The sequence below is a fragment of the Buttiauxella gaviniae genome (genome assembly GCF_040786275.1).
Taxonomy (GTDB): Bacteria; Pseudomonadota; Gammaproteobacteria; order Enterobacterales; family Enterobacteriaceae; genus Buttiauxella; species Buttiauxella gaviniae_A.
The window spans coordinates 2321859-2341657 of record NZ_JBFMVT010000002.1; the positions used below are offsets into that span (position 1 = coordinate 2321859).

Consider the following 19799-nt stretch of genomic DNA (forward strand, 5'->3'; position numbering starts at 1 on the left):
TCAAATGCAGGCCATTATTTATCCATCTTTTACCGATAAAGGGCCTGCCAATGACCAGACTTACCGCAAAAGATTTCCCTCCTGAATTACTCGAATACTTCGATTTTTATGTGCACGGCAAAATCAGCAAGCGTGAATTTCTCGATCTGGCGGGGAAATTTGTCGTCGGTGGCCTTTCTGCGGTAGCCCTCGGCACGTTACTGACGCCGAATTACGCCTTCGCCACGCAGGTGGAATTTACCGACCCGGATATTGTGGCTGAATATATTGAATACCCTAGCCCACAAGGACATGGGCAGGTAAAAGCCTATATGGTGCGCCCTGCCAAAGCGGCGGGTAAAGTGCCAGGCGTGGTGGTGGTGCATGAAAACCGTGGGCTAAATCCGTACATTGAAGATGTGGCGCGGCGCGTGGCGAAAGCGGGATTTATCGCGCTGGCGCCGGATGGTCTCAGTTCGGTGGGGGGTTATCCCGGCAATGACGAAAAAGGCCGCGAGCTGCAATCCCAGGTTGATCCCACCAAACTGATGAATGATTTCTTCGCCGCGATTGAGTTTTTAATGCACCACGATGCAGTCACCGGAAAAGTGGGCATAACCGGTTTTTGCTACGGCGGAGGCGTGGCGAATGCCGCTGCAGTTGCGTATCCGGAATTAGCTGCCGCCGTGCCGTTCTACGGGCGTCAGCCAAAAGTGGAAGATGTGCCGCGAATTAAAGCACCTTTGCTGCTGCATTACGGCGAGCTGGATTCTCGTATCAATGAGGGCTGGCCCGCGTATGAAGCGGCGCTGAAAGCCAATCATAAAGTGTATGAAGGGTATGTTTATCCGGGCGTGAATCATGGGTTTCACAATGATTCGACCCCGCGCTATGACAAAGCGGCTGCGGAGCTGGCGTGGTCGCGGACTATCGACTGGTTCCGCAAATATTTGGTTTAAACGCCGGGAAATGGGGAAGCAGGGCTGCGGATCCACAGCCCTGTAGGATGACTAAGACTGACGTTTGTCCTCGGTGCGCAGTTCAAAATCAGATGCATCGTGGCGCTCGTGCAACTGCTCAGACGGCTCTCCAAATGTGCGATTCACGATGCGCCCGCGTTTCACCGCAGGGCGGTTTGCCACTTCATCGGCCCAACGCACGAAGTTTTTATATGACGCGATATCAAGGAACTCTGCCGCGTCATACAACCCACCTTTTGCCAGGCTGCCGTACCATGGCCAGATGGCGATATCCGCAATCGTATATTCTTCTCCGGCGATAAAACGATGCGTCGCCAGTTGCCTGTCGAGCACATCTAACTGGCGCTTGGCTTCCATGGTAAAGCGGTTGATCGCGTACTCAATTTTCATTGGCGCATAATTGTAGAAATGGCCAAAGCCGCCGCCGAGATAGGGCGCGGAGCCTTGCAGCCAGAACAGCCAGTTTAATGCTTCGGTGCGCGCCGCAATCTCTTTTGGCAGGAAATGCCCGAACTTCTCGGCGAGATAAAGCAGAATGGCGCCCGATTCAAATACGCGAATGGGTGGCGTTACCGAATGGTCCATCAACGCCGGAATTTTCGAGTTCGGGTTGACGTCCACAAAACCGCTTGAGAACTGATCCCCTTCACCAATACGAATCAGATGCGCGTCATATTCGGCCTCGCTTACGCCTAGCGCCAGCAGTTCCTCTAGCAGAATGGTGACCTTCTGCCCGTTAGGCGTGCCAAGAGAATAAAGCTGCAACGGGTGTTTGCCGATGGGCAGCGTGCGCTCGTGCGTCGGGCCTGCAATCGGACGGTTGATGTTTGAAAAGGTGCCGCTATCGCTTTTGTTCCACGTCCAAACCTTTGGAACCTGGTAGTTATTATCTGACATGTTGTGTCTGCCTTTTGGTTGCCTGGGAGTGACTGAAAAGTGTAACCCCACTTTGTTTTGTTCGGTAATCGCCCGCTATTTTTTTTAACTTCTGAACGTGTGATCTGCAGTGACAATTAATTAACTATAAATTTGCAATATGAACCAAATGATACAACATTAACCGACTTTCCCCGACAGACCAGGAGCTATCATGCAGCGTTCTATTGCAACCGTATCTATCTCTGGCACGTTGCCTGAAAAACTGGCCGCAATCTCGGCTGCTGGTTTTGACGGCGTAGAAATCTTCGAAAACGATCTGCTTTATTACCCGGGAACGCCTGCCGACGTACGGAAAATGGCGGCCGACCTGGGGCTGACGATCACGTTGTTCCAGCCGTTTCGCGACTTTGAAGGGGCTTCACGCCCGCAGTTTGCCAGCAACCTGGAACGTGCGCGGCGTAAATTTGCGCTGATGCACGAGCTGGGATGCAACACCATGTTGCTGTGTAGCAATGTGGCACCCGATTGTTCAGGAAATATTGATTTGCAGGTCAGCGATCTCGCGCATCTTGCGGAGCTGGCGCAACAAAATGAAATCACCGTCGGGTATGAAGCCCTGGCCTGGGGCACCCATGTGAACCGTTATCGCCAGGCGTGGGAGCGTGTGAAGCAGGTTAATAGCCCGGCGCTGGGGCTGGTGCTCGACAGCTTCCATGTGCTGTCACTTGGCGATCAACTGATTAATCTTGATGATATTCCGGTCGATAAAATCACCTTCCTGCAACTGGCCGATGCACCGCTGATGAAAATGGATGTGCTGGAATGGAGCCGTCATTTCCGCTGCTTCCCCGGCCAGGGCGAATTGCCGGTGGTGGAGTTCACCCGTTTGCTGACCGAGAAAGGCTACCATGGCCCGTGGTCGCTGGAGATTTTCAACGATAGCTTCCGCGCAACGCCAAATGCGCCGACGGCCAAAGACGGTTATCGCTCGCTGCTGTGGCTTGAGGAACAGACCTGGAAAAGTAATCCGCACATTGATGCGCAACTGTTCCATAGCGCGCCGCAGGCCGCTTACCAGGGCATTGAGTTTTTAGAGTTTGCTACCGATGCCAAAGACGCGGTGGCGTTAGGCGAAGCGCTCCAGCCGCTGGGCTTTGCGCAGGCGGGCGAGCATCGTTCAAAAGATGTTTCCCTTTGGCGTAACGGCGGCGTGAATGTGATTATCAATCACCAGGCGCACAGTTGGGCGGATGAGTTTCATCGTCGTCACGGCGTTTCGCTCTGCGCGATGGCCTGGCGTGTCAAAGGCGCGGCGAATGTTTTGCAGCGGGCGCAGGATTACGGCTACCCGATCTGGCATGAAGAGCATGGCCCAGACGAGCGGGCGCTGGCGGCGATTTGCGCCCCAGACGGGAGTTTGATCTATCTGATAGAAGCTCCGGAGCAGGGCGAAAGCGATATTTATCAGACGGATTTCAACCTTTCAGATACAGCCAATAGCGGCCAGCTTCGCGGGATTGATCACCTGGCGTTAGGGCTGGTGGAAGGCAGCCGCGATAACTGGATTATGTTTTTCCGCGCGGTGTTTGGCTTTGAGTTGGATAACGAATTGAGCGTGCCGGACCCGTACGGGTTGGTCAGAAGCCAGGTGATGCATAGCCCGTGTCATTCCATCCGCCTGCCGCTGAATATGTCGCACAGTCTGGATACGCAAATTGCCCGTTCGGTGGCGAGCTATCAGGGAACTGGCCTGCAACATGCGGCGTTTGCGTGTGATGATTTACCTGCGACGGTAGAAGGTTTGCGATCTAAAGGTTTGAAAGTCCTGCCCATTCCTGCCAATTATTATGAAGATTTGCTGGCACGTTACGGGGCAAACAACGCGCTGTTACAAGGGCTTGAGCGGCTGGACATTCTGTATGAACGTGACGCCCGCCAACAGGAGTTTTTGCACGTTTATACGCCACCTTTCCGCCCCGATCGTTTCTTCTTTGAACTGGTCGAGCGGCGTGGGGATTACCAACAGTATGGCGCAACCAATGCGGCGGTTCGCCTGGCTGCAATGCAAGTCCGTTAAAATAATAATGAACCGTAAGGTTCAATTTAAACACCTGTAACCTACAAACAACAGACCGAGGAATAAACCATGGCGAGTTATGGCCAGGGCGACATCGCCGCCCCGAAAGCTGGTGTTGTAAAACGATCCCGAACCCGATTGGTTATTCTGACCCTTCTGGCGATTGGGACGATGATTAACTACCTCGACCGCACGGTGTTAGGCATTGCTGCGCCGCAACTGAGCGCAGATCTCGGTATCGGCGCGGCAACCATGGGGATTGTGTTCTCGGCGTTCGCCTGGACTTACGCGGCGATGCAAATCCCCGGAGGCATTTTTCTCGATCGTTTCGGAAACAAAGTCACTTACGCCCTGGCGCTATTTTTCTGGTCGGCGTTTACTTTATTCCACGGTTTAACGATGGGCCTAAAAACCCTGCTGCTCTGCCGCTTAGGGTTGGGGATCAGTGAAGCGCCGTGCTTCCCGGTGAACAGTCGCGTGGTGGGCAAGTGGTTCCCGCAGCATGAACGTGCGCGTGCGACGGCGGTATATACCGTGGGGGAATACATCGGCCTGGCGGCGTTTGCCCCGCTGTTGTTCTTTATTATGGAGACGTTCGGCTGGCGCGCGCTGTTTATTACGGTTGGCGTGGTGGGGATTTTATTTGTGCTGGTGTGGTGGCGTTTTTACCACGAGCCGCACGAGTCAAAAACGGCTAATCAGCTTGAGCTGGAATATATCGGCCACGATCATAAAGAGGCCGAACCTGAGCCGAAGATGAACTTTAGCTGGGCGAACGTCGGCAAACTCGTAAAGTGCCGCCAGATCCTTGGCGCGGGTATTGGTCAATTTGCAGGGAACACGACGCTGGTCTTTTTCCTGACCTGGTTCCCGACTTATCTTGCAACCGAGCGCCATATGCCATGGCTGAAAGTGGGCTTCTTCGCTATTTTGCCGTTCCTCGCCGCTGCCGTGGGCGTGATGTTTGGTGGGTGGGTGTCTGACCAAATCCTCAAACGCACCGGCTCGGTGAACATCGCCCGTAAGCTGCCTATTATTTCTGGTTTGTTGATGGCGAGCCTGATTATCTCCGCAAACTGGATGCCGACCGATGCGCTGGTCATTACGGTGATGTCGGTGGCCTTCTTCGGGCAAGGCATGGTGGGCCTGGGTTGGACGCTGATTTCTGATATGGCACCAAAAAACCTGGCGGGCCTGACCGGTGGCTTGTTTAACTTTTGCTCAAATCTGGCCTCGATTATTACGCCGCTGATTATTGGTTTTATCGTCGCCGCAACGGGTAACTTCTTCTATGCGCTGGTGTACATCGGGGGCGCGGCACTGCTGGGCGTCTTCTCGTATGTCTTTATTCTTGGCGATATCAAACGTATTGAACTGGCCGATTAATTAATGATGCGCAACGGCGTCGCTAAAAATCTGCGACGCCGTCAAAGAGGTAGATGCAATGGAAATCAGTGGCAACACCCGTTTAATCGCTCATCTGGGCTACCCGACCACCACGTTTAAAGCGCCGATGATTTATAACCCCTGGTTTGAAGAACAAGGTATTGATCTCAAAGTGGTGCCGATGGGGGTGAAAGCTGAAGATTATGCGCAACTTATTCCTTCTTTATTTCGTCTGACCAATATTATTGGGGCGCTGGTGACCATGCCGCACAAAGTCTCGACGTGTGGATTAGTCCATAGTCTTAGCCCAACCGCGCAAATTGCCGGGGCCTGCAACGCTATTCGTCTTGAGCCAGATGGCAGCCTGCGCGGCGATATGTTTGATGGCGACGGTTTTGTGCGTGGCGTGTTGCGCAAGGGAATTTCGGTGCAAGGCGCCAGTGCGCTGGTTGTGGGCAGCGGTGGGGTTGGTTCCGCTATTGCCGCGTCTCTGGCTGCCGCCAGCGTCGATACATTGGCGCTGTTTGATAGCCGGGAGGCGAGCAGTGAAGCGCTGGCAAAACGGCTGCGGCAGCATTATCCGGCGCTCAATGTGCTGACGGGTTTGCGCAACCCCAAAGCGTTTTCAATCGTGGTGAACGCAACGCCGCTCGGCATGAATCCAGGAGATGAACTGCCGGTGGATGTGAACGCGATAACGCCGGGAAGTTTCGTGGGGGAAGTGGTGATGAAGGCCGAAATCACACCTTTTTTACGTGCAGCAATGGAAAGAGACTGCCAGATACAAGCTGGAACAGATATGTTATTTGAGATGATTCCTGCTTATATGGCGTTTTTTGGCCTGCCGGAAGCGACGCCTGAAGCGCTTCGTCGGGTGGCTAAAATCGATTACTAACAAATGGTTAACCTAATTAGCGGTGGGGGTAGGGGAGTGCTCTCTACCCCCTTCAAGCGAAGCGCTAAAACTGGGCGTTTTTAGCTCCAGACCTGTGGACGGCTAAAATAATCCTTGTCATTCATCGCCTAAGCATGAGTTAATACATCCATCGGTTTGACGTACAGACCTTTAAAGCAACTCAGTAAAGCAGTCCTTCAAGAGTCATCCCTGGATACCCTTTGTCGTGTGCTCCTCTACCGCTTCATAAAATCTGTAAAGCATACCAAATCGCCGTAAGGCACACTTAAATCAAAAGGTAATATTCATGTCTAACAAAATGACTGGTCTGGTAAAATGGTTCAACGCTGATAAAGGTTTCGGCTTCATCACTCCAGACGACGGTTCTAAAGACCTGTTCGTACACTTCTCTGCTATCCAGAACGATGGCTACAAATCTCTTGATGAAGGCCAGAAAGTTTCCTTCACCATCGAGAACGGCGCTAAAGGCCCAGCAGCTGGTAACGTAACTAGCCTGTAAGGTTAGCGTTAACTAAGCTAGAATTTTAAAACCCGCTTCGGCGGGTTTTTTCGTTTTTGCCAGTCCACTCCCTGCATTAGAAATTCCCGTCATAAGTAATCGTTATTGGACGATCGTTCGGTAGTCGGCTTTGATGTTGCAAATATGTTATTAATAATTAAAGCAACCTCTGGATACTGAAAATGTTCACCATCAAAATTGACGATCTTACCCATCCCGCCGTTCAGAACTTAGTGGCCTACCATATTTCCGGCATGCTGGAGCAATCTCCGCCAGAGAGCAGCCATGCACTGGATGTACAAAAGCTTTGTGACCCTGCCGTGACATTTTGGTCTGCATGGGAAGGGGAGCAGCTAGCCGGGATTGGCGCGCTGAAAATGTTGAATACAGAGCACGGTGAGCTGAAATCAATGCGCACTGCGACGGCGTTCCTGCGCCGTGGCGTGGCGAATCAGTTTTTAGTTCACATTCTGCACGTTGCCCGTGAAAGGGGTTTACAGCGCCTGAGCTTAGAAACAGGGACACAACCGGGATTTGCAGCCTGCCATCAACTCTATCGTAAGCACGGGTTTGTGGATTGCGAGCCGTTCGCTGATTATCAACCCGACCCGAATAGCCGTTTTATGACGCTGGTGTTGTAGAGGGGAGCGGCTATCCGGCGAAATTTATACGCTCATTGATAATGAGATTTATTATCAAAAACTCTTTACAGGCATAAATCAAAGATGTATTTTAAATGCATCTTTAGAGCCGGAGTCAATTATGAGCCATCACAGAATCCCTAAAAACTGGACGATTAAACGTTCAACCCCTTTCTTTACTAAAGAGAATGTTCCTGCTGCGCTCCTGAGCCATCACAACACCGCCGCCGGTATTTTCGGCCAGCTTTGTGTGATGGAAGGGACGGTTACCTATTACGGCTTCGCGAATGCAGAGTCGACAGAGCCAGAAGTGAAAGTCGTGATTAATGCAGGTAACTTCGCGACCAGCCCGCCGCAGTACTGGCACCGTATCGAGATGACCGACGACGCACAGTTCAATATCAATTTCTGGGCCGAACCGTCGTTCTCTGGTGATGAAGTTTACAGCGCTAGAAAAGCATAAACCCGATGCTCCCTTATTCATGATAGGGGAGCCCCTCCAAATAGTGTGAAATTATCATGATGAATTTCTTCAGGAAATTTTCAGCGCGTGTCGACTACGGTGAGCAGGAACTTTGCGGAGAGCAGCCCCTGCTGAACGTTGCTGAATATCAGGAATACCTTTCGTGCGAAGTGCCATTCTGCCCGAAGATGAACCAAGATCTGCTAGCTGATTCCTCATCAGGAAATTAATTCATAGAGATATTGCCATGAAGATTGTCGCTATTGAGGCGAATATTGCCGCAGGAAAAACCACTTTGCTGGATCCTTTGGCGGCCTCGTTATCAGAAAAAACAGGCATCAACTGGCATGTTTTAAAAGAACCTGTGGATGAAGACCCTGTATTTCTTGAACTGCTTCAGGTGTTTATTGAAAACCCAAATGATGCAGACGCAAGGGTAGCCTTTCAGCTCTACATAACCGCTTGTCGGCAGACTCTTTTAAAGGGTATTCCGGATGGTAACTACGTTATCGAACGTTCGCTATTTAGCGATATTGTGTTCTGCCATGTGAATTTCCTGATCACTGAACAGCCCTCGGCCAGGTACATGTCCTATTTCTATCAGATTAAGGAGTACCTGAAGAGTTATCCGAAGATCGATCTGGTGGTCTATATCGATCGGGACGCGGAGTCCTGCTTTAACGCCTGTATGGCGCGTGGGCGGGTCGGTGAGAACAAATATAAGCTGGAATATTTTGAAGACGTAAAAGCCTTCCATGACGCCTGTCTGCCGCAAATTACCCGTCAATATGGCTCTGAGCTGCTAACGCATCGGGTTGACTCGGGTTTTGCGTGCCCTGAGGAACTGGCGAGCGCAGTGGTGGAGAAATTACGTGAAAAGTGCCTGTAGTCAAAATCAGGCTTAGGTGAGGATTCTTGCTCGTGGTATTCGGTTTTCCAAAAGCAAAAAACCCGCCATAGGCGGGTTCTTCTAAATAGTGGTGCCCGGACTCGGAATCGAACCAAGGACACGGGGATTTTCAATCCCCTGCTCTACCGACTGAGCTATCCGGGCAACGGGGCGCATTAAACCGTAAAGGCCGTTAGGCGTCAACGGCTTTGAGATAAAAAAGCGGTTAAATGCGTTTAACTGTCTGCTTTTCATTCAGAATGGTGAAAAAACACCTCATCATGTCAGAGCGCCACCTTGTCGACACTGCGCAAATCGTAGGATGTCCTCGGCCAGTCTACGGGCGGTTTCGATGTCAGCCTGGCTGCGTTTAACCAGCAAACGGCTCAGGCAGCCCTCTAACACCAGCTCCATTTGATGCGCCACCATTGTTGGGTCATCTACTTCAAGCTGCGTCAGGAGTTCGTGAGTAAATTCCCAGGCCGCCTTTTTCTGTTGGTCAGCTAACTGATGAACAGGATGTGATGCATCCGGGTAAAACGTGCAGGCCGCAATAAACAGGCAGCCCGGATAACGCTGTTTGTTCACGCATTCGCTTAACGCCTCGTAGCGCTTCAGCACTTTTTGCTCAAGCGACAGTTCGTCGTTGAGCAGTAACTGACGTCGCCAGACGTCAATCTGTTGGCTCAAATAACGCAAGGCGTCGTACAGTAACGCTTCGCTGTCGGGCCAGAAATTCCTGATCTCTTTCACCGGATGGTCCGCTTCGGCTGCAACCATCTCAAGGGTAGTGCTGGCAATTCCCTCACGTTCAAGGACGTGTAGGGCGTGCTCTAGTACGTCTTCGCGTTGCACGGTTTTCTCCTCCGTCGTTCAACGGTTTGTCCCACATTAGTGTTGTTTACTGCGCTCGATTGCGCAAATGCGTACTGAAAGCCTCGGCATCCATAAAACCGGTCACGCGTGAATTGGGCTGTTCACGTCCAGTGCTATCAAAGAACACAATGGTTGGCAGGCCTAAAACCTGTAAATGCTTTAATAGCGCCGCGTCCTGCGCGTTGTTGGCGGTGACATCCGCCTGAAGCAAAACGGTGTTCGCTAACTGTTGCTGCACCTGAACATCGCTAAAGGTGTATTTCTCAAACTCTTTGCAGGCCACACACCAGTCGGCGTAGAAATCGAGCATCACCGGTTTGCCTTTTGCATTTGCGAGAGCCCGATCAAGCTGCTCAACGTTAGCAATTTTTGTGAAATTCAGATGCGCCAGTGTGGCGGCGGTGGTCGTGCCAAACGCCCAGTCCTGCAGCGGTTTTGCGCTGATTAAAGCCGCCCCGAGGAGGATTATCTGCACTACGCGCATCCATGATTTTGTCGCGTGCAGGCTGGTGATAAACGCCCAGCTAAAGAATGCCACGCCAAGTAATCCCCATAGTCGGATACCCCACGTATCTCCCAGTATGCGTTCCAGCAGGAATACCGGTAGGGCGAGGATCACAAAACCAAAAACGATTTTGACAGTTTCCATCCATGGGCCGCTTTTCGGCAGCAGGCGGTTGCCGAAAACGGTGATCAGCATCAGCGGCAGACCCATGCCTAACGCATAGAGATAGAGCGTACCGCCGCCCAGCCACATGTTTCCGCTTTGGGCGATATACAGCAGGATGGCACTCAGCGGGGCGGTGGTGCAGGGCGAACAGATCAGTCCCGCTAATGCGCCCATCGCAAAGACCCCCCCCGCAGAACCGCCTTGTTGGCGATTACTCATCAGCGTGAGACGCGTTTGCAGAGATGACGGGAGTTGTAGGGTAAACAGTCCAAACATCGATGCGGCTAGCACGACAAACAGCGCAGACAAGCCGATAAGCACATAAGGGTGTTGCAATGCAGCCTGGAATTGCAGCCCCGCCGCGGCGACGACAAGACCCAGTGCGGTGTAGGTAAGCGCCATTCCCTGCACGTAGACAAAAGTCAGGAGCAGGGCGCGGGCGGTGGATAAACGCTGTTTACCGCCAAGCACTATGCCGGAGATCAGCGGGTACATCGGCAGCACGCACGGCGTGAAGGCGATGCCAATCCCGAGCAGGAAAGCCCAAAGCGCTGTGAAAGGCAGTTGCGTGGGGGCGGAGTTTTCTGGGCCCCTCTCCTGGGGGAGAGGGCCAGGACGCGGGCCACCTTCCTCAATCGCAGCTACCTCACTCAACGGCACAACACGTGTTTCTGGCGGATAACAGAAACCGGCTTCAGCACAGCCCTGATACGTCACGCTAATCGTCGCGCCTTTTGCGGCGCGGTTTATCGCCACCGGCAGATTAAGCTGGCCCGTGTAGATCTCGGTCTTACCGTAGAACTCGTCCTCGTGCCAGGTCCCTTTCGGCAACGCAAGCGGAGCCAGTTCGGCCTGCGTCGCGTTGACTTTGATCTGCTGGCGATACAGGTAGTAACCCGGCTTTATCTGCCAGTTTAGGCTGAGCTGGTTTTCAGATTGCTGAAAATCGAAAGCAAATGCCTGATCGACGGGAACAAACTGTGATTTGCTCTGGTTATCGAACAGGCCTGCAAAAGCGTGTGAACTAAAAAGCGCAAAAATTAGCGCAAAGATGCGTAGAGCCATGAGAGGTATTCACTATCTCCGTGGGTAACTGGCAGAACCAGTAATTCAGGGGTTTGATAAGGATGATGCGATTTCAGGCACGCCAGCAGAGCTTCCTGATGGGCGATGTCGCTCTTGAGCAGCATCTGCACCTCATACTCCTGTTCCATTTTCCCTTCCCAGTAATAGAGCGATGTTGCACCGGGTAATAAGGTGACGCAGGCCGCGAGCTTTTCAGCCAGTACAAGGGCGGCAAGTTCCTGAGCGGTGGCTTCGTCTGGGGCGGTACAAAGGATGACAACAGCCTGTGTAGTCGGCATAGCTAACCTCGTATCTTGGGAAAGAGCGGTTGACTATAGCATGGGGAAAAGAGGGGTGGTGTTAAACGGGCCGCAGGGCGACCCGTGTTTTAAAAGATTTACAGAATCAGGCCACCGACAATGAAGCCGAGGATGACGCACAGCGTAATAGCGATCACGCCAGGAATTAAGAACGCATGGTTAAACACGTATTTGCCGATGCGCGTTGAGCCGGTGTCGTCCATTTCCACCGCCGCCAATAAAGTTGGATAGGTTGGCAGGACGAACAAGGCGGAAACCGCGGCGAAAGAGGCCACTGCTGTCAGCGGGGTAACGCCCAGCAACAGCGCAGCAGGCATCAGGGCTTTGGTGGTGGCAGCCTGGGAATAAAGCAGCGTGGCGGCGAAGAACAGCACCACCGCTAACAGCCACGGATAGCTTTGCAGCAAATCACCGGCAACGGCCTGAATATCCTGGATATGGTTTTTGACGAAGGTATCGCCCAGCCACGCCACGCCCAGCACGCAGATACAAGCGCTCATCCCGGATTTAAAGGTGCTGGCATTGAGGATTTCACCGGTGTCGATTTTACAGGTGATACAAATCAGCGTCGCGATGGTCAGCATGAACACCACAATCGCTTCGTTACGCGGCAGAACGGGGTTTTGAATCAGGCCCACGGTATCGCTGATGGCGGTAGCGTAGAACATCACCGCCACAATCCCGATCAGGAACAGCAGCACCGAACGTTTAGCATGAGGTTTCAACTCAAAAACCTGGCTGCCGCGCAGTTTCACTTCGCCTTTAGCAAGACGCTCCTGATAAACCGGATCGTCTTTCAGCTCACAGCCAAGGAAGTTGCACACTACGGCGGTCAGTAATACAGCGACTAATGTCACTGGAATACAGATGCTCAATAGCGTCAGGTAGCTGACGCCCATCGGTTCGAGGATGCCTGCGAAGAAGACGACGGCTGCAGAAATTGGCGAAGCGGTAATCGCGATTTGTGAAGCGACAACGGCGATAGAGAGAGGGCGTGAGGGGCGAATGCCTTGCTCTTTCGCAACTTCAGTAATGACCGGAAGCGTTGAGAAAGCGGTGTGACCCGTTCCCGCCAGAATGGTCATAAACCAGGTAACGAGCGGGGCGAGGAATGTGATGTATTTTGGGTGACGACGCAGCAGCTTTTCAGCCAGACTCACCAGATAGTCCATACCGCCCGCCACCTGCATGGCAGCAATGGCGGCGATAACGGCCATGATGATTTCAATAACGTCGAAGGGGATAGCGCCGGGCTTAACCTGGAAAATAAGCGTTAAAACCAACACACCGAAACCGCCAGCAAAGCCAATACCTATACCGCCTAGCCGGGCCCCAAGATATATCGCTAAAAGCACGATAACGAGTTCTGCTCCAAACATAATTGCCTTCCTTGTGTTTGATTATTTGAAAATTATTTGTTGTGTAATTGTTGTTCCCACAAATGAAAAAGGCACGTCCTGTTGGACGTGCCTTTTGTGAACTACCCGAAGAAATTACTGTTCGCTTTCATCGGTATAACGCTTCGCTTTATATACCGGATGCATCAGGTTGTTGATGGAGAAAATATCGTCCAGCTCCGCTTCCGTAAGCAGTCCACGCTCCAGCACCACTTCACGCACGCTTTTACCGGTTTCCGCACAAATCTTCCCGACGATATCGCCATTGTGGTGGCCAATGAACGGGTTCAGATAAGTCACGATACCAATCGAGTTGTAGACGTAGTTTTCGCACACTTCTTTATTTGCGGTGATACCGTTAATGCATTTTTCCAGCAGGTTGTAGCAGGCGTTGGTCAGGATGTGAATGGACTCGAACATTGCCTGCCCAATCACCGGCTCCATAACGTTCAACTGCAACTGACCCGCTTCGGAAGCCATGGTGACAGTGATGTCGTTCCCGATGACTTTGAAGCAAACCTGGTTAACCACTTCTGGAATTACCGGGTTCACTTTGGCAGGCATAATGGAAGAGCCCGCTTGCAGTTCTGGCAGATTGATTTCGTTCAGGCCAGAGCGTGGGCCGGAGGAGAGCAGACGAAGGTCATTACAGATCTTCGACATTTTCACCGCCAGGCGTTTGAGCGAGCTGTGCACCATGACGTAAGCGCCGCAGTCGGAGGTCGCTTCAATCAGGTCTTCAGCCGGAACGCATGGCAGGTTGCTGACTTCCGCCAGTTTCTGCACTGCCAGTTGCTGGTAGCCTTCAGGAGTATTCAGGCGGGTACCGATGGCGGTTGCGCCGAGGTTCACTTCCAGCAGCAGTTCTGCGGTGCGCAGCAGGTTACGTGTTTCTTCGTTCAGCAGCACGTTGAATGCGTGGAATTCCTGGCCCAGCGTCATTGGGACGGCATCTTGTAACTGAGTGCGGCCCATTTTCAAGATGTTTTCGAACTCAACGGCTTTGCGCTGGAAACCTTCGCCTAACTGATTGATGGCATCAATCAGTTTCACAATAGAGGCGTACACCGCGATGCGGAAACCGGTTGGATAGGCATCGTTGGTGGACTGGCACTTGTTCACATGGTCGTTTGGATTCAGGTACTGGTACTCACCTTTCTGGTGGCCCATCAGCTCAAGCCCAATGTTGGCGAGCACTTCGTTGGTGTTCATGTTGACGGAAGTACCGGCACCGCCCTGGTAAACGTCCACCGGGAATTGATCCATGCACTTGCCGTTATTTAGCACTTCATCACAGGCCTGAATAATGGTGTTAGCGATGCTTTTCGGAATGGTTTGCAACTCCTTGTTCGCCATTGCCGCCGCTTTCTTAACCATGACCATGCCACGAACAAATTCAGGTATGTCACTGATTTTGCTGTTACTGATGTAGAAGTTTTCAATCGCTCTCAGAGTATGAACACCATAATAGGCATCCGCTGGCACTTCCCTGGTACCCAACAAATCTTCTTCGATACGAATGTTATTTAACATGTGAACCTTCTTAATTAAAGCTGCCATTGATTGATCACTGCACGCACAGGATCTCTGGTTGTGCCATGAATAGACCGACGATTATGTCCATATTCGATCGTAATGCCGTGATGATATGCTGATGATAGCGAAAAGCAGTAATCTGGATCACTTATTAACATCCTTCTTACATAACAATTATTAATATGTGATGTTGATCAATTGTTGAAAATTTCCAAAAAAATAATGCGGCGCTTAGATTGATTTTTGGCTAAGGCGTCGCCATCTCTTTGGCTGTGCTTATCGCTAACTTATTCTTGCAAGTGCCTGAGGGGGCTTGCTCAACTATAGGAGTATACGGTGCGCTGGATACCGTTAATTGCCATTTTTCTTTATGTCTACATAGAGATTTCGTTATTTATTCAGGTTGCCCACGTGATGGGTGTTTTCCTGACGCTGGTGCTGGTGATATTCACCTCAGTTATTGGTATGTCACTGGTTCGTAACCAGGGCTTTAAGAATTTTATGCTGATGCAGCAGAAAATGGCTGTGGGTGAGAGCCCTGCCGCAGAGATGATTAAAAGCGTGTCACTGATCATCGCCGGTTTGTTGTTGCTGTTACCAGGTTTCTTCACTGATTTCCTCGGCCTGCTGTTGTTATTGCCACCGGTACAGAAACATCTGACATTAAAACTGATGCCGCATCTGCGTTTTTCACGCACCCCAGGCGGTGGTTTTAGCGCAGGTACGGGCGGCGGTTCAACCTTCGATGGCGAGTATCAACGTAAAGATGATGCGCCGAAGCAGCTCGACGACCGCGATAACGACGATCGTCACAATCGTTAAAAATCGAAATTTTTTTTGTTTTCCCCCCTTGAAGGGGGGAAGGCTCATCCCCATCTCTCAGGTCACCAGCCGATAACCCATTTCGGGCCGGCGTTACCTAAATAACTGATACTGACTTTCTCAAAGGAGAGCTATCACATGAGCATTCGTCCATTACATGACCGTGTCATCGTCAAACGTAAAGAAGTTGAATCTAAATCTGCGGGCGGCATCGTTCTGACCGGCAGCGCAGCTGGTAAATCAACTCGTGGCGAAATCATCGCTGTCGGTAAAGGCCGCATCCTGGAAAACGGTAACGTGCAACCGCTGGACGTGAAAGTTGGCGATATCGTGATTTTCAACGATGGCTACGGTGTTAAGTCTGAGAAGATCGACAATGAAGAAGTGTTGATCATGGCAGAAAGCGACATTCTGGCGATTGTTGAAGCGTAATCCACTAGCAAATTAAACGAATTTAAGGGAAAAGAACAATGGCAGCTAAAGACGTAAAATTCGGTAACGACGCTCGTGTGAAAATGCTGCGTGGCGTTAACGTACTGGCAGATGCAGTGAAAGTTACCCTCGGTCCTAAAGGCCGTAACGTAGTTCTGGATAAATCTTTCGGTGCACCGACTATCACTAAAGATGGTGTTTCTGTAGCACGTGAAATCGAACTGGAAGACAAGTTTGAGAACATGGGTGCGCAGATGGTTAAAGAAGTTGCCTCTAAAGCGAACGACGCTGCGGGCGACGGTACCACTACTGCAACCGTTCTGGCTCAGTCCATCATCACCGAAGGCCTGAAAGCTGTTGCTGCGGGTATGAACCCAATGGACCTGAAACGCGGTATCGATAAAGCTGTTATCGCCGCTGTTGAAGAGCTGAAAGCGTTGTCTGTTCCTTGCTCTGACTCTAAAGCCATCGCTCAGGTTGGTACTATCTCTGCTAACTCCGACGAAACCGTGGGTACTCTGATCGCTGAAGCGATGGAGAAAGTGGGCAAAGAAGGCGTTATCACCGTTGAAGAAGGCACCGGCCTGCAAGACGAGCTGGACGTTGTAGAAGGTATGCAGTTCGACCGTGGCTACCTGTCTCCTTACTTCATCAATAAGCCAGAAACCGGTTCAATCGAGCTGGAAAGCCCGTTCATTCTGCTGGCGGACAAAAAAATCTCCAACATCCGTGAAATGCTGCCAGTTCTGGAAGCCGTTGCGAAAGCGGGCAAACCACTGCTGATCATCGCTGAAGATGTTGAAGGCGAAGCGCTGGCTACTCTGGTTGTTAACACCATGCGTGGCATCGTGAAAGTGGCTGCTGTTAAAGCACCTGGCTTCGGCGACCGTCGTAAAGCTATGCTGCAAGATATCGCAACCCTGACTGGTGGTACCGTAATCTCTGAAGAGATCGGTATGGAGCTGGAAAAAGCGACACTGGAAGATCTGGGTACTGCTAAGCGTATCGTTATCAACAAAGACACCACAACCATCATCGATGGTACAGGTGAAGAAGCTGCAATCCAGGGCCGTGTGTCTCAGATTCGTCAGCAGATCGAAGAAGCAACTTCTGATTACGACCGTGAAAAACTGCAAGAGCGCGTAGCTAAACTGGCTGGCGGCGTTGCGGTAATCAAAGTCGGTGCGGCTACCGAAGTTGAAATGAAAGAGAAAAAAGCACGCGTTGAAGATGCCCTGCACGCTACCCGTGCTGCGGTTGAAGAAGGCGTGGTTGCCGGTGGTGGTGTTGCGCTGATTCGCGTAGCAAGCAAACTGTCTGAACTGCGTGGCCAGAACGAAGACCAGAACGTGGGTATCAAAGTTGCGCTGCGCGCGATGGAAGCTCCACTGCGTCAGATCGTTCTGAACTGCGGCGAAGAGCCATCTGTTGTTGCTAACAACGTGAAAGCGGGCGACGGTAACTACGGTTACAACGCAGCAACTGAAGAATACGGCAACATGATCGACATGGGTATCCTGGATCCAACCAAAGTGACTCGTTCTGCTCTGCAGTACGCGGCATCTGTGGCTGGCCTGATGATCACCACCGAGTGCATGGTTACCGACCTGCCAAAATCTGACGCTCCTGACTTAGGCGGCGCAGGTATGGGCGGCATGGGTGGCATGGGCGGCATGATGTAATTGCCCCAACACCTGGTGTGTTCATAACACCGTGTTAAAAAAACCCTCAGGCAGAAATGCCTGAGGGTTTTTTCTTTTGGGCCGCAGTCTGGTATAAGATCTCACCGGGCGATGACGGCCCGCTACTTTTCAAGACAGCATTGATAACGGGGAACAACATGCGCATTAAAGTTTCAGCAGGAATGGCTGTAGCAGCGCTGCTGCTGGCAGGATGTAGCACCAGCAATGATCTTTCTGCCGGTGGGCAGGGCGTCCGTTTTGTTGAGGATAAGCCTGGTAATGAATGTCAGTTGTTAGGAAATGCAACCGGTGAGCAAAGTAACTGGTTTTCCGGGCAGCAAGGCAGTGAAGGCGGTTCTATGCGTGGTGCGGCAAATGCGCTGCGTAATAACGCTGCGGCAATGGGCGGCAACGTGCTTTACGGCGTGAGCAGCCCGACTCAAAACCTGCTGTCGAGCTTTGCACCGACTGCCAGCAAAATGACTGGTCAGGTTTATAAGTGCCCGAATTGATCTAGCGGCGATTTATGATGTCGGGTGGCGCAGCGCTTACCCGACCTACTAAACCCTTCATTTATAGGGTGGATAAACTTAAGCCACTCGAATTAGCTTTGCCGCAGTTGCAAATCCAGCGGCGTTTTACTCGGCTCACCGCCAATCTCACGCGCCAGTTTAGGCACCATATAGCCCGAAATTAACGTCAGCAGTTCACGCATAATCATTCTGGCTTCGTCGTCACTCACCATGAAATGCGCGGCCCCCTGCACTTTATCCAGCACATGCAGGTAATACGGCATCACACCCGCATCGAACAAAGCATTGCTCAGGTCTGCGAGCGTCTGCGCATTGTCATTCACATGGCGTAGCAGAACGCTTTGATTAAGTAGCGTGACGCCCGCCTGCCGTAAATTCTTCATGGCTGCCCTGAACTCATCCCCAATCTCATTGGCATGGTTGATATGGTTCACCAGAATGACCTGCAACCGTGATTGCGTAAGGCGTTCAACCAGCGTATCGGTGATGCGCGCCGGGATCACAATCGGCAGTCGGCTGTGAATGCGTAAGCGCTTAATATGCGGGATAGCTTCCAGTTCGCCGATCAGCCAGTCGAGCTCATGATCTTTTGCCATCAGCGGATCGCCGCCGGAGAAAATGATCTCGTCCAGTTCAGGATGCTCACTGATATAGGCGATAGCTGCCTGCCAGTTGCGTTTATTACCCTGATTATCGGAATAGGGGAAATGGCGGCGGAAGCAATAGCGGCAGTTGACCGCACAGCCGCCTTTTACCAGCAACAATGCACGATTGCGGTACTTATGCAGCAAACCGGGCACCACGCTGTGCTGTTCCTCAAGAGGGTCGGTGCTAAAGCCGGGTGCGGCAATAAATTCCTCTCTGGAGGTTAAAACCTGGCGTAAGAGTGGGTCATTCGGATTGCCTTTTTCCATACGAGCGACAAAAGCTCGCGGTACGCGCAAGGCAAAAAGCCGACGAGCATCGCGCCCCGCCAACAACTCTTTATCAGCATCCAGATCTAAAATATGCAGCAGATCGTCCGGATCGGTTATAACATCGGCAAGTTGCGTTAACCAATCTTCTCTGCGGGGGGGATTTAGGGTTACAATGTGTGCCATTTTTTGGCTAAGCTACCAATTAACAATTTCAGAGGGCCTTATGGCGACTTATTCTAGCAACGATTTCCGTGCCGGTCTTAAAATCATGTTCGAAGGCGAACCTTACGCAGTCGAATCCAGCGAGTTCGTTAAACCAGGTAAAGGCCAGGCCTTTGCTCGCGTTAAAATGCGCCGCCTGCTGACAGGCACCCGTGTAGAGAAAACCTTCAAATCTACCGACTCCGCTGAAGGCGCAGACGTTATCGATATGAACCTGACTTACCTGTACAACGACGGTGAGTTCTACCACTTCATGAACAACGAAACTTTCGAGCAGCTTGCTGCTGACGAGAAAGCAATCGGCGATAACGCTAAATGGCTGCTGGATCAGGCCGAGTGTATCGTAACCCTGTGGAATGGTCGTCCAATCGCCATTCAGCCACCAAACTTCGTAGAGCTGGAAATCGTTGAAACGGATCCAGGTCTGAAAGGTGATACTGCTGGTACCGGCGGTAAACCTGCAAAACTGTCTACTGGTGCTGTGGTTAAAGTGCCATTGTTCGTTCAGATTGGCGAAGTGATCAAAGTTGACACGCGTTCTGGCGAATACGTTTCTCGCGTTAAGTAATACGTGAAGATGGGTGGTGGAGCGCCTGGCGTTTCACCGCCGCTTGTTAA

General features: G+C 51.7%; 20 protein-coding genes and 1 tRNA gene. 13 read left to right on the forward strand and 8 right to left on the reverse strand.

Annotated features, from left to right (window positions below):
* Positions 1-50: 50 nt before the first annotated feature.
* Positions 51-938, forward strand: coding sequence for a YghX family hydrolase (gene yghX / locus AB1E22_RS11320; RefSeq protein WP_367595419.1), 888 nt, complete (start codon positions 51-53; stop codon positions 936-938).
* A gap of 51 nt (positions 939-989) precedes the next feature.
* On the opposite strand, the gene yghU is transcribed toward yghX, so the two are convergent.
* Complete coding sequence (yghU, locus tag AB1E22_RS11325) at positions 990-1856, reverse strand: glutathione-dependent disulfide-bond oxidoreductase (protein ID WP_367595420.1); 867 nt, start codon at positions 1854-1856, stop codon at positions 990-992.
* Between the two features lie 193 nt (positions 1857-2049).
* Here yghU and AB1E22_RS11330 point away from each other — a divergent pair, with 193 nt between their 5' ends.
* The 7 genes from AB1E22_RS11330 (at position 2050) to AB1E22_RS11360 (ending at position 8709) form a co-directional block, all read left to right on the forward strand.
* Positions 2050-3915 (forward strand): bifunctional sugar phosphate isomerase/epimerase/4-hydroxyphenylpyruvate dioxygenase family protein, encoded by a 1866-nt coding sequence (locus AB1E22_RS11330; protein ID WP_367595421.1) that lies wholly within the window; start codon positions 2050-2052, stop codon positions 3913-3915.
* A gap of 69 nt (positions 3916-3984) precedes the next feature.
* Positions 3985-5301: an MFS transporter gene (locus AB1E22_RS11335; RefSeq protein ID WP_367595422.1), complete on the forward strand. Its 1317-nt coding sequence runs from the start codon at positions 3985-3987 to the stop codon at positions 5299-5301.
* A 58-nt stretch (positions 5302-5359) separates the two neighbouring features.
* A complete protein-coding gene (locus tag AB1E22_RS11340) occupies positions 5360-6196 on the forward strand; it encodes a shikimate dehydrogenase family protein (protein ID WP_367595423.1) in 837 nt (278 codons plus the stop codon).
* 307 nt (positions 6197-6503) lie between these two features.
* Positions 6504-6716, forward strand: coding sequence for a transcription antiterminator/RNA stability regulator CspE (cspE, locus tag AB1E22_RS11345; protein WP_034461105.1), 213 nt, complete (start codon positions 6504-6506; stop codon positions 6714-6716).
* 182 nt (positions 6717-6898) lie between these two features.
* On the forward strand, positions 6899-7357 hold the full coding sequence (locus tag AB1E22_RS11350) for a GNAT family N-acetyltransferase (RefSeq protein WP_367595424.1): 459 nt from the start codon (positions 6899-6901) through the stop codon (positions 7355-7357).
* A gap of 121 nt (positions 7358-7478) precedes the next feature.
* Positions 7479-7820, forward strand: a complete 342-nt coding sequence (locus tag AB1E22_RS11355; protein WP_367595425.1) for a DUF1971 domain-containing protein — start codon at positions 7479-7481, stop codon at positions 7818-7820.
* Positions 7821-8067: 247 nt separating this feature from the next.
* Positions 8068-8709: a deoxynucleoside kinase gene (locus AB1E22_RS11360; protein ID WP_367595426.1), complete on the forward strand. Its 642-nt coding sequence runs from the start codon at positions 8068-8070 to the stop codon at positions 8707-8709.
* An 89-nt stretch (positions 8710-8798) separates the two neighbouring features.
* Here AB1E22_RS11360 and AB1E22_RS11365 read toward each other — a convergent pair.
* The 6 genes from AB1E22_RS11365 to aspA all read right to left on the reverse strand — a co-directional run bounded on the left by AB1E22_RS11365 (position 8799) and on the right by aspA (position 14570).
* Positions 8799-8874, reverse strand: a tRNA-Phe gene (locus AB1E22_RS11365).
* 114 nt (positions 8875-8988) lie between these two features.
* Complete coding sequence (locus AB1E22_RS11370; RefSeq protein WP_367595427.1) at positions 8989-9564, reverse strand: transcriptional regulator; 576 nt, start codon at positions 9562-9564, stop codon at positions 8989-8991.
* Between the two features lie 46 nt (positions 9565-9610).
* Positions 9611-11320 (reverse strand): protein-disulfide reductase DsbD, encoded by a 1710-nt coding sequence (locus AB1E22_RS11375; RefSeq protein ID WP_367595428.1) that lies wholly within the window; start codon positions 11318-11320, stop codon positions 9611-9613.
* Positions 11296-11619 (reverse strand): divalent cation tolerance protein CutA, encoded by a 324-nt coding sequence (gene cutA, locus AB1E22_RS11380; protein WP_367595429.1) that lies wholly within the window; start codon positions 11617-11619, stop codon positions 11296-11298. Before cutA ends, AB1E22_RS11375 begins: the two co-directional genes overlap by 25 nt.
* 98 nt (positions 11620-11717) lie before the next feature.
* Positions 11718-13019 carry an anaerobic C4-dicarboxylate transporter gene (locus AB1E22_RS11385; protein ID WP_367595430.1) on the reverse strand — a complete coding sequence of 434 codons (1302 nt, stop codon included), beginning with the start codon at positions 13017-13019 and terminating at the stop codon, positions 11718-11720.
* A 114-nt stretch (positions 13020-13133) separates the two neighbouring features.
* Positions 13134-14570 (reverse strand): aspartate ammonia-lyase, encoded by a 1437-nt coding sequence (gene aspA / locus AB1E22_RS11390; protein WP_367595431.1) that lies wholly within the window; start codon positions 14568-14570, stop codon positions 13134-13136.
* 339 nt (positions 14571-14909) lie between these two features.
* Between aspA and AB1E22_RS11395 the strand changes: the two genes are divergently transcribed.
* The 4 genes from AB1E22_RS11395 to AB1E22_RS11410 all read left to right on the forward strand — a co-directional run bounded on the left by AB1E22_RS11395 (position 14910) and on the right by AB1E22_RS11410 (position 18021).
* The gene (locus AB1E22_RS11395; protein WP_367595432.1) at positions 14910-15395 is read left to right on the forward strand and encodes an FxsA family protein; all 486 of its coding nucleotides are present in this window, start codon (positions 14910-14912) and stop codon (positions 15393-15395) included.
* A gap of 138 nt (positions 15396-15533) precedes the next feature.
* Complete coding sequence (locus AB1E22_RS11400) at positions 15534-15827, forward strand: co-chaperone GroES (protein ID WP_034461121.1); 294 nt, start codon at positions 15534-15536, stop codon at positions 15825-15827.
* A 38-nt stretch (positions 15828-15865) separates the two neighbouring features.
* A complete protein-coding gene (gene groL, locus AB1E22_RS11405) occupies positions 15866-17509 on the forward strand; it encodes a chaperonin GroEL (RefSeq protein WP_367595433.1) in 1644 nt (547 codons plus the stop codon).
* Between the two features lie 140 nt (positions 17510-17649).
* A complete protein-coding gene (locus AB1E22_RS11410) occupies positions 17650-18021 on the forward strand; it encodes a DUF4156 domain-containing protein (RefSeq protein WP_367597366.1) in 372 nt (123 codons plus the stop codon).
* Positions 18022-18113: 92 nt separating this feature from the next.
* Here AB1E22_RS11410 and epmB read toward each other — a convergent pair whose 3' ends face one another.
* On the reverse strand, positions 18114-19142 hold the full coding sequence (gene epmB / locus AB1E22_RS11415; RefSeq protein ID WP_367595434.1) for an EF-P beta-lysylation protein EpmB: 1029 nt from the start codon (positions 19140-19142) through the stop codon (positions 18114-18116).
* Between the two features lie 40 nt (positions 19143-19182).
* On the opposite strand from epmB, the gene efp reads away from it, so the two are divergent.
* Entirely contained in the window at positions 19183-19749 is a 567-nt protein-coding gene (efp, locus tag AB1E22_RS11420; protein ID WP_367595435.1) for an elongation factor P, read from the forward strand.
* Positions 19750-19799 lie beyond the last annotated feature (50 nt).

Coding starts and splice junctions, on each gene's coding strand:
- epmB (WP_367595434.1), bottom strand. CDS start 19,142: ATGGCACACATTGTAACCCTAAATCCCCCCCGCAGAGAAGATTGGTTA.
- AB1E22_RS11385 (WP_367595430.1), bottom strand. CDS start 13,019: ATGTTTGGAGCAGAACTCGTTATCGTGCTTTTAGCGATATATCTTGGG.
- yghU (WP_367595420.1), bottom strand. CDS start 1,856: ATGTCAGATAATAACTACCAGGTTCCAAAGGTTTGGACGTGGAACAAA.
- cutA (WP_367595429.1), bottom strand. CDS start 11,619: ATGCCGACTACACAGGCTGTTGTCATCCTTTGTACCGCCCCAGACGAA.
- AB1E22_RS11330 (WP_367595421.1), top strand. CDS start 2,050: ATGCAGCGTTCTATTGCAACCGTATCTATCTCTGGCACGTTGCCTGAA.
- efp (WP_367595435.1), top strand. CDS start 19,183: ATGGCGACTTATTCTAGCAACGATTTCCGTGCCGGTCTTAAAATCATG.
- aspA (WP_367595431.1), bottom strand. CDS start 14,570: ATGTTAAATAACATTCGTATCGAAGAAGATTTGTTGGGTACCAGGGAA.
- AB1E22_RS11350 (WP_367595424.1), top strand. CDS start 6,899: ATGTTCACCATCAAAATTGACGATCTTACCCATCCCGCCGTTCAGAAC.
- cspE (WP_034461105.1), top strand. CDS start 6,504: ATGTCTAACAAAATGACTGGTCTGGTAAAATGGTTCAACGCTGATAAA.
- AB1E22_RS11375 (WP_367595428.1), bottom strand. CDS start 11,320: ATGGCTCTACGCATCTTTGCGCTAATTTTTGCGCTTTTTAGTTCACAC.
- yghX (WP_367595419.1), top strand. CDS start 51: ATGACCAGACTTACCGCAAAAGATTTCCCTCCTGAATTACTCGAATAC.
- AB1E22_RS11355 (WP_367595425.1), top strand. CDS start 7,479: ATGAGCCATCACAGAATCCCTAAAAACTGGACGATTAAACGTTCAACC.
- AB1E22_RS11400 (WP_034461121.1), top strand. CDS start 15,534: ATGAGCATTCGTCCATTACATGACCGTGTCATCGTCAAACGTAAAGAA.
- AB1E22_RS11335 (WP_367595422.1), top strand. CDS start 3,985: ATGGCGAGTTATGGCCAGGGCGACATCGCCGCCCCGAAAGCTGGTGTT.
- AB1E22_RS11340 (WP_367595423.1), top strand. CDS start 5,360: ATGGAAATCAGTGGCAACACCCGTTTAATCGCTCATCTGGGCTACCCG.
- groL (WP_367595433.1), top strand. CDS start 15,866: ATGGCAGCTAAAGACGTAAAATTCGGTAACGACGCTCGTGTGAAAATG.
- AB1E22_RS11360 (WP_367595426.1), top strand. CDS start 8,068: ATGAAGATTGTCGCTATTGAGGCGAATATTGCCGCAGGAAAAACCACT.